The 16,438-nt window shown below is 60.7% G+C and carries 15 protein-coding genes; 4 read left to right on the top strand and 11 right to left on the bottom strand.

Annotated elements, in window-relative coordinates; genetic code table 11:
- Window positions 1-3 precede the first annotated feature (3 nt).
- Window positions 4-489: a transcription antitermination factor NusB gene (gene nusB, locus ABF859_RS00695; protein ID WP_415525182.1), complete on the bottom strand. Its 486-nt coding sequence runs from the start codon at window positions 487-489 to the stop codon at window positions 4-6.
- Window positions 486-986: a transcriptional regulator NrdR gene (gene nrdR / locus ABF859_RS00690; protein WP_011253914.1), complete on the bottom strand. Its 501-nt coding sequence runs from the start codon at window positions 984-986 to the stop codon at window positions 486-488. The genes nusB and nrdR overlap by 4 nt, the downstream gene beginning before the upstream one ends.
- 118 nt (window positions 987-1,104) lie before the next feature.
- Between nrdR and ABF859_RS00685 the strand changes: the two genes are divergently transcribed.
- On the top strand, window positions 1,105-1,593 hold the full coding sequence (locus ABF859_RS00685) for a copper chaperone PCu(A)C (protein ID WP_415525180.1): 489 nt from the start codon (window positions 1,105-1,107) through the stop codon (window positions 1,591-1,593).
- Between the two features lie 19 nt (window positions 1,594-1,612).
- Here ABF859_RS00685 and recQ read toward each other — a convergent pair whose 3' ends face one another.
- The 8 genes from recQ to ABF859_RS00645 form a co-directional block, all read right to left on the bottom strand.
- The gene (gene recQ / locus ABF859_RS00680) at window positions 1,613-3,481 is read right to left on the bottom strand and encodes a DNA helicase RecQ (protein ID WP_415525178.1); all 1,869 of its coding nucleotides are present in this window, start codon (window positions 3,479-3,481) and stop codon (window positions 1,613-1,615) included.
- 13 nt (window positions 3,482-3,494) lie between these two features.
- On the bottom strand, window positions 3,495-3,902 hold the full coding sequence (locus ABF859_RS00675; protein WP_415525176.1) for an OmpA family protein: 408 nt from the start codon (window positions 3,900-3,902) through the stop codon (window positions 3,495-3,497).
- 54 nt (window positions 3,903-3,956) lie between these two features.
- Window positions 3,957-5,639, bottom strand: a complete 1,683-nt coding sequence (cydC, locus tag ABF859_RS00670) for a thiol reductant ABC exporter subunit CydC (protein ID WP_415525174.1) — start codon at window positions 5,637-5,639, stop codon at window positions 3,957-3,959.
- Window positions 5,636-7,321, bottom strand: coding sequence for a thiol reductant ABC exporter subunit CydD (gene cydD, locus ABF859_RS00665; protein WP_415525172.1), 1,686 nt, complete (start codon window positions 7,319-7,321; stop codon window positions 5,636-5,638). Before cydD ends, cydC begins: the two co-directional genes overlap by 4 nt.
- 112 nt (window positions 7,322-7,433) lie before the next feature.
- Window positions 7,434-9,308 (bottom strand): sensor histidine kinase, encoded by a 1,875-nt coding sequence (locus ABF859_RS00660; RefSeq protein ID WP_415525170.1) that lies wholly within the window; start codon window positions 9,306-9,308, stop codon window positions 7,434-7,436.
- Entirely contained in the window at window positions 9,305-9,478 is a 174-nt protein-coding gene (locus tag ABF859_RS00655) for a NepR family anti-sigma factor (RefSeq protein ID WP_415525168.1), read from the bottom strand. The genes ABF859_RS00660 and ABF859_RS00655 overlap by 4 nt, the downstream gene beginning before the upstream one ends.
- A 201-nt stretch (window positions 9,479-9,679) precedes the next feature.
- Complete coding sequence (locus tag ABF859_RS00650) at window positions 9,680-10,255, bottom strand: sigma-70 family RNA polymerase sigma factor (protein WP_415525166.1); 576 nt, start codon at window positions 10,253-10,255, stop codon at window positions 9,680-9,682.
- Between the two features lie 132 nt (window positions 10,256-10,387).
- The gene (locus ABF859_RS00645; RefSeq protein WP_415525643.1) at window positions 10,388-10,894 is read right to left on the bottom strand and encodes a sigma-70 family RNA polymerase sigma factor; all 507 of its coding nucleotides are present in this window, start codon (window positions 10,892-10,894) and stop codon (window positions 10,388-10,390) included.
- 222 nt (window positions 10,895-11,116) lie between these two features.
- Between ABF859_RS00645 and ABF859_RS00640 the strand changes: the two genes are divergently transcribed.
- Window positions 11,117-11,857, top strand: a complete 741-nt coding sequence (locus ABF859_RS00640) for a response regulator (protein ID WP_415525164.1) — start codon at window positions 11,117-11,119, stop codon at window positions 11,855-11,857.
- Between the two features lie 59 nt (window positions 11,858-11,916).
- A complete protein-coding gene (locus ABF859_RS00635) occupies window positions 11,917-13,725 on the top strand; it encodes an ABC-F family ATP-binding cassette domain-containing protein (protein ID WP_415525162.1) in 1,809 nt (602 codons plus the stop codon).
- A gap of 15 nt (window positions 13,726-13,740) precedes the next feature.
- On the opposite strand, the gene ABF859_RS00630 is transcribed toward ABF859_RS00635, so the two are convergent.
- A complete protein-coding gene (locus ABF859_RS00630; protein WP_415525160.1) occupies window positions 13,741-14,736 on the bottom strand; it encodes a Gfo/Idh/MocA family protein in 996 nt (331 codons plus the stop codon).
- Window positions 14,737-14,895: 159 nt separating this feature from the next.
- Here ABF859_RS00630 and secD point away from each other — a divergent pair, with 159 nt between their 5' ends.
- Entirely contained in the window at window positions 14,896-16,437 is a 1,542-nt protein-coding gene (gene secD / locus ABF859_RS00625; protein WP_415525641.1) for a protein translocase subunit SecD, read from the top strand.
- Window position 16,438 lies beyond the last annotated feature (1 nt).

Raw genomic sequence — 16,438 nt, 5'->3', positions numbered from 1 at the left:
GGATCAGACGTTGCCGTCGTTGCCGCGGCGGCTGAGGGTATCGAGGATGCCGTTGACCATCTTGGGTTCATCGCCGGAGAAGAAGCCGTGGGCAACATCCAGATATTCGTTGATGATGATCCGGTCTGGCGTATCGGTACCGATCAGTTCGAACACGGCAGCGCGCAGCAGAGCCCGCAGGACGGGGTCCAGACGCGGGAGAGGCCACTGCTCTGGGAGGACATCGCTCAGCTTCGCATCGATATCGTCCTGACGGCGGGTGACGCCAAGAACGATTTCCTGAAACAGCTTCAGGTCGGCATCGGGAATATGGCCATCTTCGAACGAAGCCGTGGAACTCACGCGACGGTGCCGGATGAACTGGCTGATGACGGTTTCCGCCGTGTCACCGGACTGTTCGCACTGGAACAGAGCCTGAACGGCAGCAACGCGGGCAACGGTCCGGCTGCGGCGCGTCGGGTTGGCGGCGGGGGCGTCGGTGACGGTCATGGTGTCTCCTGGGAGTCGTCGGGGGACGGTGTGTCCGTTTCCCCGGGAATGGGTTTCATGTCGGCAAGGATTTTCGAGAACGCCTCGACCTCGCGGAAGTCGCGGTAGACGCTGGTGAAGCGGACATAGGCCACACCGTCCACTTCGCGCAATGCGTCCATCGCCAACTGGCCGATGCGGTGGGAAGAAATCTCGTGTTCCCCGGAGGCTTCGAGCTGTCGGACCAGTCCGTTGACCAGACGTTCCTGACGTTCTTCGGGAACCGGGCGTTTGCGCAGGGCGACGCGGATGGAGCGGGCAAGCTTGTCTCGGTCGAAGGGAACACGTCGGCCATCCGCCTTGGTAACGGAGAGTTCGCGGAGCTGCACCCGTTCGACCGTGGTGAAACGCTGCGTGCATGCTGAACAGACCCGTCGACGGCGGATCGCAACGCCATCTTCCGTGGAGCGGCTGTCCTTGACCTGGGTATCATCATGTCCGCAAAAAGGGCAACGCATTCGCGATCCTGAGTGTTCGGGCCTTGTCGCGGCCGGGGAAATGGGAGCACTTTACCGGATGATGCGTTCCGGCCCAAACGGGGCCCGTGAGATCGCGCATAATACCGGGAGACTGTCGTTGAAACGGGTAACTGTCCTGACCGCCCTCTTTGCTCTTTCCACTGCGCGGGCGATGGCCCAGCAGCCTGCTCCACAGACGGTGGCGCCGGATGCCGATCATAATGCGCAGCGGGTTGTGGTCATGGACGGAACTTTTCGCCCCTCAGCCTATTTTCCGAACCGTGGCGCCGGCTATTTCACGATTCGTAACGACGACAGTGTCGATCATCTGCTGAAGGGCATCACGTCCCCGCTCTGCCAGAATGTCGTCGCGCATCATACGAACCAGCAGCAGACCGACGGGGCGAACGACCTTTTTACGCATCTGGCCCTGCCTCACGATTCCACGATGATCTTTCCGCGCTCAGGATATCACATGATGTGCATGGGAATCCGGCAGATGCCCGCTCCGGGTACAAGGGTGCCGTTCACGTTCGATATTCTCAATGGCGGCAGCATCACCGTCAGCTTCATCGTGACGACTCCTGACGAGCTGACCCACGACTAGGCACCCGGGGGGCAGGTTTTTACCGGGCTGCGGCGGGTTCGCGGATTTCGCGCAGCACGGTCAGGACCGCTGCCCCGTAACGATCCAGCTTTGATGCGCCGACACCCTTGATGCCGCCCAGTTCCTCACGACTGGCAGGTTGTTCGCGGGCGATATCGCGCAGAACCGAATCGTGGAAAATGACGTAAGGCGGGATTTCCTGCTCCCGCGCTTCGGACAGGCGCCACTGGCGCAGGGCGTCGAAAAACAGCTTTTCGTCCGGTGACAGACGATCATTTTCCGTATTGCCATCCGATCCCGCGCTGGCGGTCAGGGCAGCTTTGGCTTCAAGCCTCAGGGCCACGCGCTCCTCGCCGCGCAGGATCGGGCGGGCAATCTCGCTCTGGAGTGCCAGACTACCGTACTCGCCGTGCATCCGGATAGCCCCGCGTGCAATAAGCTGGCGAATGACGGCACGCCACCACTGTTCGCTATGGTCCTTGCCAATCCCGAACACGGAAAGATGCTGATAGGCGTTGCGCTCGATCGTTTCGTTGAGCTTTCCCCGCAGCACGTTGGAGAGCTGGACGGCACCAAGTCGCTGCCCGGTGCGATAGATCGCCGATAGCACTTTCTGGGCCGCCTGGGTGCCATCGAATGTCGAAACCGGACTGATGCAGTTGTCGCAATGGCCACAGGGCTGAGGAAGGTTCTCCCCGAAACACGCCAGGAGCGCCTGAGTGCGACAGCCCGTGGTTTCCGTGAGCGCGATCATGCTCTCCAGCCGGGCCTGCATGACGCGCTTTTCGTGGTCTGGCGCGCTGGACTGTTCGAGCCAGTAGCGCGCCCGCGCCATGTCCTCGCCGCCATAGAGCAGAAGCGTGTCGGAAGGTTCGCCATCGCGCCCTGCCCGCCCGATCTGCTGGTAATAGGCTTCCGGAGACGAAGGCATGTCCAGATGAACCACACACCGCACATCAGGCCTGTCGATTCCCATTCCGAACGCGATTGTCGCGACGATCACCATTTCTTCGCCAGAGCGGAAACGTAGCAGGGTCGCCCGCTTTTCGACCGATGAGAGACCGGCATGAAATGGCAGGGCCGTCAGGCCCTTGTCGCGCAGCATGGTCGCGACGCGTTCCGTCTTGTTGCGGCTGCCACAATAAACGATGGAGGCCCCTTCCCGGTGGCTCTGAAGGGTTTCCAGAAGCTGACGGCTCTCACTTGCCTTGGCCCGGGCTTCCACGATCAGGTTGGGACGATGGAAGCTCGCCATCAGAACCCGCGCGTCCGGCATCCCGAGGGCATTCAGAATATCGTCTCGCGTGCGGGGATCCGCCGTGGCGGTCAGGGCAATGCGCGGGACGCCGGGGAACATTTCCGGAAGACTTGCCAGCGCACGGTATTCCGGCCGGAACTCGTGCCCCCAGGCCGAAATGCAGTGCGCTTCATCAATCGCAATCAGCGAGATCTGGCGTTTTGACAGGAAATTCGCGGTTGCGGGCTGAAGCAGACGTTCTGGAGAAATGTAGAGAATGTCGATCCTGCCATCCCGCAGGTCGCTCTGAAGCGCGTCGCGTTCATCCAGCTCAAGTCCGGAATGCAGGGCGGCCGCGCGGACGCCAAGCTGTCGCAGGCCGGCCACCTGATCGTCCATCAGGGCGATCAGGGGCGAAATGATGAGCCCCATGCCATCCCGGCAGAGGGCGGGAACCTGATAGCACAGGCTCTTGCCGCCACCCGTCGGCATGAGGACGAGCACGTCCTCGCCCCGCATGACCGTTTCAACGGCGTCCTGCTGAAGGCCGCGGAAGCCGGGGAAGCCGAAAACTTCCGCCAGCACGCCTTCAGGCGTCGGAGGCTGATTCGATCCCGGAGCGACGGGAGGGCTGTTCTGCGCCTGCGTCATCCCGGGCCCCGGATCAGTGACCCGGAACGATGGTGATGGAGACGCGACGCAGGGCGACGTGGGAGTCTTCAAGCTCGCTGGGCTTGTACGGCGTCATTTCGATCCGTGCACCATTGAGCCCGTCATTGCTGAGCTGCGTGGCCACCGTCTGGGCCCGGCTCGTGGCCAGTTCTTTCAGAACTGCGGCATCACCGTTTGCACCGGCGGAGCCCGAGACGCGGACGACGCTTGCATGTTCTGCGCGGGCTGCCGTGGCGGCCTTTGTGACGACAGCCTGGGCAACCGGGCTGAGCGTCACGGACTCACGCTCGAAGAAAACGACGTAGCTGTCACGTGACGGCTGTTCGGCACATCCTGCCAGCGTAGCTGACAGAACGACAACCGGGGCCGCGATGCGGATGAGGGAAAGGAAACGTGCCATGGCGTAGCGTCCTGTCAGGATGAATAAGCGTGAAGCTGGATCGGCGCGGGCCGTTCAGCACGAACTGGAAATAACCTGTCCGTCCTCAAGGCGCCAGATGCGGTCAAGTTTTTCCACGCCAGTCAGACGATGGGCGATCAGCAGGACGCTGCGGCCCTCGGTTGCATTATTGAGTGTTTCGAGGAAAGCGCGTTCGGTCTCCGCGTCCAGTCCGGTTGCCGGTTCGTCAAGAACAAGGATGGGTGCATCGGACAGCAGCACACGTGCAAGCGCGATGCGTCGTCCCTGGCCGCCGGAAAGTTTCGAGCCACCTTCCCCGATCCAGGTGTCCAGCCCATCGGGGAGGTCACGCACGACATCCGCGATCCTGGCCTGCTCAAGCGCGGCCCACAGAGAGGTGTCCGGAATGTCTGTCCGGCCGAGCAGCAGGTTCCCACGCACTGTATCATCGAACAGGTGACTGGCCTGCGACAGCCATGCAACCTGTGACCGCAGATCGCTGTCGCGCAGGGTAGTGATGTCCGTGCCACCCAGCAGGATCCGTCCATGCTCCGGCGATGCGGCCTTGAGGATCAGGGCGGCCAGACTGGACTTTCCGGCACCCGAAGGGCCGATCAGGGCCGCGCGTTCACCCTGTCGGAGCGTGAGGTTCAGATCCCGGAAGATCGGGGCCCGGTCCGGCGTCCAGCGGAACGTCACATTCTCAAGACGCAGATCCCGACCGGCCGGTAGCGGTGCGTTGCCCTCCGGCGCGGGGGGAGCACGGTCGGCAATTTCGACAATCCGTTGCGCCGCGTGACTGACCTGCCCGCTCAGCAGACCCGCCCGCGCAAGGCCCGTAACACTTTCAAGGGCAGTGATCGCCACGAAAAGCGCGGTAATGCCAGCAATGGCGGGGGCCTGAGGGAAAAGGATGCCCGCCACGGCACAAAGGATAACAGCAATTCCGGCCTTGGCGATCAGACCTGCGAAACCGTGCATGAGCGCCATGCGGGTCTGCTGGCGGCGCTGGGCTCTGAAAAGCGTTTCCTGACGGTCCGTGACGGCTGCGGCAAGAACATCTTCAGCGCCAAAGGCCCGGGCCTCGCGGAGGCCGGAGGTGAGGTCGAGTGCGGCCACACGAAGTTCTGATTCCGCCCGGAGAATATCCGGGCCAAAGCGGCGCGACAGACGCGCGCCCATCAGGGGCAGTAAGAACGCGAGGACAGCAAACAATGCGCCGGTCAGCAGGCCCGCTTCGGTTCCCGCCCGTATCCAGACGAGCGTTGCAATCGGGAGTGTGAGCAGTGCCGAAATCAGTGGAACAAGGATGCGCAGATACAGGTTGTCCAGTGTCTGCACGTCTGACACCAGACGTGTCAGCAGGTCTCCCGAACGCTGAAAACCCAGTCCTGCCGCGGCGCCTCCTGCGAGCTTGCGATAGAACCAGACCCGCAGATCCGCCAAGGCGCGGAACATGGCGTCATGCGTATAAAAGCGTTCGCAATAACGCAGAACGATCTGAGCCACACCTGAAAGACGCAGAAGAAGATAGGCAGCTCCTGCCCCGACGGCCGCGCCGGTAATTCGTCCCCCTGCCTGCCCCATCAGGGCCAGTCCGGCACAGACAGCCAGTTCTGCGATGACAATGCCAGTGATGAGGCGTGTATATTGCGGACGCCAGACCTGAAGGATGCGGGAGAGCGCCGTTTCGCTATTCGTTTCTGCGACCGGGGTTGTAGGCAGCGGGGTGCTCATGCGGCTTCTCCCGTAAAGGCGACGGCGCGCCCACCATCAAGGACAAGATGCCGTCCCTGGAACTGACGGGCCTGCGCGGAGTGACTGCACAGGATGACGGTCCGGCCCTTGGCCAGCTCTTTCAGGCTGACAAGGATTTCGGCCTCGGTTTTAGGATCGAGATGGGATGTCGGCTCATCGAGAAGCAGAAGGGGCGCATCCTTGAGATAGGCGCGGGCGATGGCGATGCGCTGGGCCTGACCGCCAGAAAGACCGAACCCTCCCTCACCGATCCGCGTTTCCAGCCCGTCTGGCAGGGAAGGCAGATACTGATCGACGGCCGCGGCAACAATCGCGCGCTTCATGTCCTCTGCCGAGGCGTCAGGACGTGCAAAAAGAATATTCTCACGAATGGTGCCCGCAAACAGGACGGGTTTCTGCCCGATCCAGCTGATCCGTGAGGAAATCTGGCGCGGGGAAAGGTCCTGCATGTCCTGTCCGTCAAACAGGATGCGGCCCTGTGATGGTGACACGAAGCCGAGCAGCAGTTCCAAGAGTGTGGATTTCCCCGCTCCGGATGCGCCTTCAAGGATCAGTGTCGCACCTGCGGGCAGGGCAAAGCTGACGTCATGAATGACGGTCCCGCGCTGCTCATTCCAGGCAAAAGAGACATGCTCTGCCGTGACGGAAATGCCGCCCTCGACATGAATGAGCTCAGGCCCCTGCGCTGTCCGAGCGGTCAGCGGTGCCAGTTCGTGCATGGCTTCTGCGGCAGCAGTCGCATGGGCACGATCCTGATAGGCAGCCGACAGCGCTCGGAAGGAGGCAAAGGCTTCAGGCACCAGCAGGACGGCATAGAGCGCGCGGGTCAGCACGGCGTCAGTAGGGTGCCCCATCAGGGTGTGAGCCTGTGTCACAACGATGAGCACGAGGGCCACGACCATGGCGACATCCGTGGTGGCCGAGGCCAGAAAGGCAATCCGCAGGACCTTCATTGTGCGCTGACGCAGATCATCGGCACTTTTTGCCAGAGCCTGTGTCTCGCGTTCGGTTCCCCCTGAAAGGACGATGGTGGCAATGCCCTTCACCCGATCGAGAAAGCGCGTCTGCAGGCGGTTCATGGCCAGAAACTGCCTGCGGGACGCAACCGCGGTGGCAATTCCGAAAACGGCCTGCAGGATGGGAAGGGCAGCACAGCAGGCAGCAAGGATAAGACCCGCCTGATGATTTTCCACATAGAGCGCGATCACGACAAGCCACTGCGACACCAGCCAGAGCGATGCGGCAGGCAGCCAGCGGGCGAAATACCCATCCAGCGCCTCGATACGGTCAACCAGTGTGGCTGCAATGGCCGCGCTGTGATGACGTCGCAGAAGGGCCGGTCCCTCCCCGATGATCCGGTTCAGAACTTCCGCGCGCAAGCGGCGACGGGCCTGGATTCCGGCTGATGCGGCCGTCATGTCCTGCACGGTGGAGAGGACAACCCTGAGAACACAGACGAGAAGAAAGACGGCGATTGCCGGTCCGGTGCTGTCCGTATCGTGCGTCAGAACGGATGCGAGTGTCCGGGCCAGTGCCCAGGCCTGCAGGAGTCCCAGCAGGGTCGAGAGCAACCCTAACAATACCACGACAGAGGTCCGGGAGCGGCTTGCTCGTCCCTGTGCCTTTACCCACGCTTTTGCGATTGTCTTGTCGGCCTTCATGACCCCTGCATATAGGTCGCAAAAGCTTCACAAGACAGTGCTTCGAGCAATTCTTGCCGCTTATTTAGGTTTTTTCGTGGATTTGCGGGTGGAACCTGACGCGCTCCTGCCTTTACACGCCCGAGTCCTTGCCGTGACTGATGGCTTTGCGCGCCATCGCCAGTGCCGTCAGGGACGGACGCTCCGGAATGAAGTGCAGGGTATACCACGTCCCGTTTTCATTACTGACCGTCATCTCCGCATTGATCTGCCGTGCAAACCCGCGGATGAGCTGCATCCCGATCCCTTCCCGGCGTGTCCGGGACTCGGTGGCCTGACCGGCATCAATGCCGATTCCGTTGTCACCGAGCTTCAGTTCCACCAGCCCTTCCTTTTCGGCGGGGGCCGGGACGACCTTGTGCAGGCCAATCGCGATATGGCCTGTCCTTCCTTCGGGAAAGGCATAGCGCAGGGCGTTGCTGACGACTTCGGTCACGATCAGGGCAATCGGGACAGCCTGATCGGGTGATATCAGGACATGCTCGATATCGAGCTGAAGCCTGATGCGGGTCTGGGCATTCATGCCGTTCGCCGAAAGCAGGATACTACAGAGTTCTTCCAGAAAACTCTGAACGTCCAGCGCCGAAAGCCCGCTTTCGGAATAGAGATAGCGGTGCAGCGTTGCGAGCGCCCTCACCCGGTCGCGGACAAGCCGGAATTCCTCCCGGGCTTCATGGGAACGGATACGGCTTGCCTGAAGGTTCAGCAGCGATGCGACGACCTGCAGGTTATTCTTTACGCGGTGATGGATCTCGCGGATCAGCATGTCCTGGTTGCGCGCCGACTGTTCCAGGTCTTGCTCATGCTGGCCCAGCCGTCGTGTGGCACGAAGAAATGCTTTTTCCAGATGCCGGATTTCGAGCGGGATCGCATGACTGCTTCTCGGTGCGAACGGAGCTCCCCGCCGCCAGTCCGCAACGGCATGGGCAAGTTTCTCCAGGGGATCGACCAGAAAAAGCCGTGCGCCCAGTGCAACGGCCATCAGTTCAAGAACCAGCAGACCGACGATCAGGCTGACCCGAATCAGGAAGACATTGAGCGCGTGGCTTTCTTCGGCAGTGCGCTCGGTCGCAACGATCAGACTGACCGGCCCATAGGCGTTCTGAAAGGCATATGTGATGCCCTGGCTCGTAAAGACATCATGCAGGTTGAGAGAGGAGATGTCTCTTTTCAGACGCGCCAGCGCTTTCGGAGGCAGATTCGCAACGACAGGCCGATCGGGGAAAAGCGAGTAGAGGGAGCCATCCGGCATCGCCAGAAAATGCCGTGCATTGTCAGTCGTCCCGAAAAGAAGGCGGCTGTCCCCTTTGGGAAGATGGCTGCGCTGCCAGCCGAGGGTGCGGACGGCGATGATGTAGCCGGAGACAGAATTGTTGCTGAGAATGGGAATGACAAATTTCAGGAGCGGGCCACGGTCCCCCTTCAAAACATCAACGCCGACAACGGGAAGCTTCGCAGACGGGGACATCATCGAAGGAGTCGCCAGTTCCGGAGAATGGCAGATGGCTGCGTCCTGCGTGGAGGCCGGGGGCAGCACGACAGAGGGCCGTCCAGCCACGTCCGTCAACATCAGCAGGCAGTAATGATGCTGGGACACCGTCTGGACCAGGGCAAATTCCCGCAGGGCATTTCCGGAGGAGATGTCTCCGTCCGCAAGCATGTCCAGAAGGGTATGGGTCTGGTCGAGATCCGTGGTGATTTCCGAAATCGCAAGCTGCATGTCGCCTTCGGTGCGCATGGCACCGTTACCAACATTCTGCTGATAGCTGTGCCATGCGAGGAGGGAGGCGATGATTGCGAGGGGAAGTGTTGTTGCGACGATGAGCGCCATGACCCGGGCGCCGACGGTATCAAGCATCCGGATATGGCGCAGAGCGTCCCGTCTGTACCACAGACGGCGCCAGCGCCGCGGATTCAGGTCTGGGAAACCAGACCGGCTAACAGTCACTTGTTTCGATCTTCCTCGATCAGTCGGAGAAGCTCATCGGGGATCGGCTCGTTTGCAACATCATCAAAAAGCTGATGCAGGCCCCGGCTCAGCCAGATACCAAAAGGCGAATCCTGTTCCTCCGCCCTGGTATCCTTCGCTGAGGACTTCCGCTTGTCTCCTGCGGTCATTGGCTGGTCCTGAACCTTCCTGTGACGTCAGAAGATGCACATCCTGCACCCCTGATTACTGACTGTGACGCGAACTCCGAGCTCTCCTGAAGAGGCCGCTGTGGGATGAACTGCTGATCCAGTCTTACGGAAACAACTCGTTTTCTGCAATCGCTACCAATCCGCAATGGACGCAGATTCCATTCACTGTGAAAGCTGATGTCAGGAAAGCAGCAGATCGTCAGATGACTGGCCTGCACGACGGCGCGCATCCATGGCATCGCGCAGAGCCTTGACCTTGACGCGCAGCTTGTCGTTGGCTGGCAGTTCTCCGCTCATCCAGGCTTCCAGCTGACGACGGGCGCGGAAGACGCGGCTCTTGGCCGTCCCGACAGCACAATCTGTTGCTTCGGCCAGAGCCTCATAGCTCATGCCCTGGATCACGACCATGACAAGTGCTTCGCGCTGATCGGCCGGAAGGCGGGAGAGCGCCATCGACAGGTCCTTCAGGGCGAGACTGTCTTCATGAGTTGCCGGGCTGGCAAACGAGGAGGCCGGCACATCATCAATGTCGGTCGTCTCACGACGCTTGCGCAGGTCGGAAATGAAGCGGTTGCGCAGAATGCGATGCATCCAGGCCGAAAAATTCGTTCCCGGGATAAAGCTGTTCTGGGCGGCCAGAGCGTTGCACACGGCGTCCTGTACGAGGTCTTCGGCGGCGGCGCGGTTGCGGGTCAGCGAAAGAGCCTGAACACGCAGCTTCGGAAGAATGGCAATGACCTGATCGTGGAACGTCATGGAACTGACTCCTGATTTCGTTCTGTTTTCATGGGATCAATGAACGGTCAGGAGAAAATGTTGCATCCGGACGCAAGAAATTTGCCGGAAAAGATATTTTCTTGAATGAAAACCGCAGAAAACAGCCAAAAATCAGGCGGTATTTTTTTCTGGATCTGTTGCCGGCTCAGCCGTATTTCCCGCTGCAAGCTCCGCAAGTTGCGTTCTGGCACGGGAAACGCGGGCCCTCATTGTTCCAGCCGGCACATCGCAGACGCGGGCTGCATCCTCATAGGAGAGTTCCTGAGCTCCGACGAGAATCAGGGCCTCCCGCAGAAGATCCGGCAGCTTCCACAGAAGCTCCCCCAGATCCTGGACGGCATCGCGGGCATTCTGACGTGACGGCACGGCGGTGGAAGGCTGCATGTCGAGTTCGATATCGAGCATGATTTCCTGCTCGCGGCTCCGTCGGCGCGTCTGTTCGTAGAAGGCATGTCTCTGGATTGTGAACAGCCACGCTTTCAGGACCGTTCCTTCCTGGAACTGGTCCTGTGCCGCCAGGGCACGGACGATCGTGTCCTGCACCAGATCATCCGCCGCCGCAGTATCCCGCGTCAGAAAGCGCGCGAAACCCCGCAGATCCGGAAGGGTCTGAAGCAGGCCGCGGTGGAAGCTTGCCTTTCTGGAAGGCGGGTGGACCGGGTGGCCCTCGGGCGCTGGTGTGCTCAGAAGAGAATCCTTCACGCGACATTGCAGACGACCGGAGCGGCCACAAAGACTATACGGAGATTGGGCATCGTGCCATGACTATTCAACCTTCATAACAGGATGCATCCCGTCCGGGATGGGTCGGCAGATATCTTTTCAGGAGGCCATGGACTCATGACTGATCTGGCACGTCAGGACCTCGTCAAGGCGCTTCCCTACGCACGCCGTTTTGCCCGCGCCCTGGTGGGGGACCAGAAAACGGGCGATCAACTGGTGGCCGTGGCCCTGAAAGAACTGATGGAGACACCGCGCAGGAGCGGTCTTTCCGCACGGCAGGCCCTTTACGGGCTGCTCGTGAGTGCTTTCGTGGACCGGCACGGCGCGGATGCTTCGGTCGGCATGCCGCTGCGTCAGCGCGCGCTCCTGCTCCTGACGTCTCTGGAAGAGCAGTCCCTGTCTTCCAGCGCGCAGGCTCTGGGGATTACGGAGGAAGAGGCTGCGGCTGAGCTGAACAGGGCGCGCGAAGGTCTTCAGGGGATCGCGCAGACCAGTGTTCTCATCATCGAGGATGAACCGATCATTGCGATGGACATCCAGGATCTGGTGGAGCGCTGTGGCCACAAAATCGCAGGTGTCGCCCATACTGAGGCGGATGCCGTTGCGCTTGCGGCAAAAACAAAGCCCGGTCTCATTCTTGCGGACATCAATCTTGGCGGCGGCGGTGATGGGATGCAGGCCGTGGGGCGTATCCTGCGTACGCACGAAGCCCCGGTCATTTTTGTCACGGCCTATCCGGAGCGCCTTCTGACAGGCGAAACGCAGGAACCGTCCTTCGTCATCACGAAACCGTTCGAGCCAATGACGCTGGCCGTCGCCACCTATCAGGCCGTCACGGGCGGCGTTACGCCCGTTTGAGGGCATTTCGGGCTGGAGGTGGCTTGCAGCGGACGTCTGGCTGCGACACATAGGGAGCCATGTCGGCACCCATTCTCTCTCTGCAGAACATTACCTACACTCTCGGCGGACGCCCGCTCCTCGACGGGGCGGAACTGGGCGTTCTGCCCGGTGAGCGGATCTGTCTGGTCGGACGCAACGGCTCCGGAAAATCCACGCTGCTGAAGATCGCCTCCGGCGACATCGTGGCGGATTCCGGAAAGCGTTTCGTCCAGCCGGGAACGAAGGTTCATTATCTGGCGCAGGAGCCGGACCTTTCGCGCTACGCCACGACCTTCGATTATGCCTCCGAAGGGTTGGATGAGACCGAGACCTATCGCGCCCGCTCCATGCTGGCCGAACTCGGCATGACGGGCGAGGAAAGCTGTCAGAACCTTTCCGGCGGAGAAGTCCGTCGTTGCGCCCTCGCCCGCGCTCTTGCGGCCGAGCCCGACCTTCTGCTGCTCGACGAGCCGACCAACCATCTGGATTTGCCATCCATCACATGGCTGGAAAAGGAACTGGCTGCCTGTCGCTGTGCCATGATCGTCATTAGCCATGACCGACGGCTGCTGGAGACCCTGTCCCGGAGTGTGGTCTGGCTGGAAGGCGGCGTGACGCGTCGGCTGGATCAGGGGTTCTCCCGTTATGAAACCTGGCGTGACGAGGTGCTGGAACAGCAGGAGCGTGATGCGCACAAGCTGGACCGCCAGATTGCGCGTGAGGAAGACTGGATGATCTATGGCGTGACGGCGCGGCGCAAGCGCAACGTCCGGCGTGTGGGAGAACTGGCGGCGCTGCGGGCACAGCGCAGGGAGCTTGCCTCACGTAGCAAGGGCACGCTGCGCATGGCTGCAACGGATGCCGAGAGCGCAGGCAAGATCACGATCGCTGCCGAGGGTGTAAACTGGGCGTATGATGACCGCGCCATCGTCCGGGATCTTGACCTGCGGATCCTGCGTGGGGACAGGCTTGGTCTGGTTGGTGCGAATGGAGCGGGAAAGACAACCCTCCTGAGGCTGCTGACAGGCAAAATGGAGCCGCAGTCGGGAACCATCAAGATGGGTCCTTCCGTGGCAATGGTTACGCTGGATCAGCAGCGTGAAAGTCTCGATCCGGCAAAGACCCTTGCCGAAACCCTGGCGGGGGGCAGCGGGGACATGGTGCAGGTCGGGGACGAAAAGCGTCACGTCATCGGCTATATGAAGGACTTTCTTTTCCGTCCGGAACAGGCCCGGACACCCGTCGGAAAACTTTCAGGCGGTGAGCGCGGAAGGCTGGCGCTGGCCTGTGCTCTGGCCAAGCCGTCCAGCCTCATGGTGCTCGATGAGCCAACCAACGATCTCGACCTTGAGACGCTGGATCTTCTTCAGGACATGCTGGCTGATTATGCCGGCACGGTCCTGCTGGTGAGCCATGACCGTGACTTCCTCGACCGGGTCGCAAGTTCGGTTCTGGTGTCCGATGGTGGTGGAGACTGGATCGAGTATGCCGGTGGTTATTCCGACATGCTCATCCAGCGCGGGGATGTTCCGGCAGGTCGTGAAACTTCATCCGCGGAAGTAGAAGAAATCGCGCCGAAATCTGCTTTGAAAACAGAGAAAAAGGCGAAAAAGCTCAGCTATAACGACAAGCGTGCACTGGATCTTCTTCCTAGGAAAATGGCGGATCTGGAAAAGAAGATCCAGATGTATCGTGATGTTCTGGCCGATCCGGGTCTGTATAGCCGGGATGCAGCGAAGTTCGAGAAGACAACCCAGCTTCTGGAAAGTGCCGAGCGGGACCTGACCCAGTCGGAAGAAGAATGGCTTGAACTGGAAATGAAAAAAGAAATTCTCGAAAATCAGTGATTTAAGAGGAAAATGTCATCTTGGGTCTGATGCTGGAATCAGACCTGAGAGTTCCATGATCTGCCGCGATCGCTGAATGCTGTCCGTCACCCGGATGGCCGCATCCAGTGCCCTGATGCCCGCCTGAGCATCCACCAGAACCGGTGCGCCATGGAGGCAGGAGGCGGCAAAGGCCTCATGCTCTACGGCCAGATTGTCATGATCTTTCCAGCTTATGGCCTCACGCCGGAAGCCGCCTGTCCCTGGAAGAGGCATTCCTCTTTCGCGGCCAATGAAGCTCAGCTTGCGTTCCACGAAATCAGCGGAAAGATAACCATCCTGTGAGAAGAGCCGCATACGCCGTTCTGTTTTCAACGAAATCCGGCTGGCGGTAATGGCAGCCACACATCCGTTTTCAAACCGGACGCGAGCGTTGGCAATATCCTCATGCGCGCTTGAAACAGCCGCTCCCAGCGCATCGATTTCCGCAATCGGGCTGTCCACGATTGCCAGAACGAGGTCGAGGTCATGGATCATGAGATCCAGAATGACCGAAACGTCTGTCCCGCGTGGCTTGTAAGGCGCAATGCGGGTGGCCTCGATATACAGAGGGGCCTTGATCCGTTCAGTAATGGCCTGATGCTCGGCGGAATAGCGCAGCAGATGGCCGACCTGAAGAACCCTGCCCGTCTGCGCTGCCAGATCTGCAAGCGCATGGGCTTCGTCCAGGGTGGCAGCGATCGGCTTTTCAACCAGAACGTGTCGCCCGGCCCTGAGCGCCTGACTTGTCAGGGCGAAATGATACTCTGCGGGTGCTGCGACAATGATCGCATCGACCTCCTGCAGAAGATTCTCGTAATTTGTGGCAATTCCGCAACGAGCTTCACGCGCCACAATCGCTGCGCGGGCCGGATCGGGGTCGAAGAGCGCAACGAGATGCTCCGCCGGGTTTGCGGCAGACTTGAGGGCATGAAACCGTCCGAAATGTCCTGCTCCGACGATGCCGACGCGAAGCTGTTGCGCTGTATTCATGCTGACACGCTTATCAGGCACAGCGATCTCCGCAAAGACAGGCGCCCTTCAAACAGGCAAAAGGTTGCATCGGCATGGCGGAAACGGCATGGTCCCGGCCTGAAAATGATCTGAAAAACGATCTGTCCCAATCCGCCGAGGACGTCTCGACCTGATATGATGTATTACAGCCGGCTCAGACTGCTGGGCGTCGCGGGCATCTGCCTGATCGGCGTGCTCCTGTGTCTGCCCAATTTTATGCGTTCTCCCGCACCGTCCCTGCCCTGGCGGCAGATTCATCTGGGGCTCGATCTGCGGGGTGGGTCCTACCTTCTCCTTCAGCTTGATCTGAAATCCCTTGAGCATGACCGCCTCCAGTCCCTTCAGGATCAGGCGCGCCAGACCCTTCTGGATCGCTCGCTGGGATACCGCGATTTCGCCAGGGACGATGCGACGGCCAGCCTGAGCTTCGTGCCACGTTCGGATGCCGAGAGTGATGCAGCCCTCAAGGCCATGCAGTCCCTGCCTCCTGTCGTGCCGAACGAGTTCACGACGTCCGAAAAGGACGGGCGGATCGTTTTGACGCTTCAGCATGAGGCCATGCTCGCCCGTGCGCGCGAGGCCGTGGCACAATCGATCGAGATCGTCCGCCGTCGTATCGACGCAACGGGTGCGATCGATCCGAGCATTGCCCGCGAGGGGGATGACCGGATTGTCGTGGAGCTTCCGGGCGTCAGCGATCCCGAGCGTATCAAGAGCCTGCTGGGAACGACGGCCCGTCTGACCTTCCGCCTGCTGGCCCCGAACCCGAGTGTCGCAAGCCCCGGCTCGACGATGCTGGAGGACGAGAGCGTTCACACGCAGGTCGCGGTTCAGGATCACATCGATGTCGATGGGACGGATCTGACCAACGCAGGTGCTGTCATTGATCAGCAGAGCGGTGGCTGGGCTGTCACGTTTCAGCTCAACAGCGCGGGAGCGACGGCATTTGCGAACGTCACGCGGGCCAATGTCGGCAAGCGCTTTGCAATCGTGCTGGACAATAAGGTCATTGAGGCTCCGAACATCATCAACCCGATCACGGCCGGAAGCGGCCAGATCACGGGTGGTTTCGATGCCCGCAGTGCTTCGGATCTGGCGCTTCTGCTGCGTGCCGGCGCTCTTCCCGCCCCGCTTTCGGTCGTCGAGCAGCGGACCATCGGCCCGAGCCTTGGTGCGGCTTCCATTCATGCCGGTGTCATCAGCCTGCTGACCGGACTGCTTCTGGTCATCGTGTTCATGGTGCTGTTCTACGGCCGCTTCGGCCTGTATGCGGATGTCGCCCTGTTTGCGAACCTGATCCTGATGGTGGCGATCCTCTCGCTGTTCCAGGCAACACTGACCCTGCCGGGCATGGCGGGTATGCTGCTGACCCTGGGTATGGCCGTTGATGCCAACATCCTGATCAACGAGCGTATCCGCGAGGAAGTAAAGCGCGGCCGTGGTCCGCTTCAGGCTCTGCAGGCCGGTTTTGACCGCGCGACCGGCACGATTATCGACAGTAACGCCACGGCGTTTCTGGCGCATGTCATGCTGTTCGTGTTCGGAACGGGGCCAGTCCGCAACTTCGCCCTGACGATCACCATCGGTATCGCCACGACCCTCTTTACGACCCTCCTGCTGTCACGCCTTCTGGTCGTGCGGTGGTACGCCCTCGCCCGTCCCAAAGAACTTCCGGTCTGAT

Origin of the sequence: Gluconobacter sp. (assembly GCF_047722525.1) — a bacterium.
Taxonomy (GTDB): domain Bacteria; phylum Pseudomonadota; class Alphaproteobacteria; order Acetobacterales; family Acetobacteraceae; genus Gluconobacter.
The sequence above is the reverse complement of the archived record's forward strand: the minus strand, read 5'-3'. Positions and strand labels throughout refer to the sequence as shown.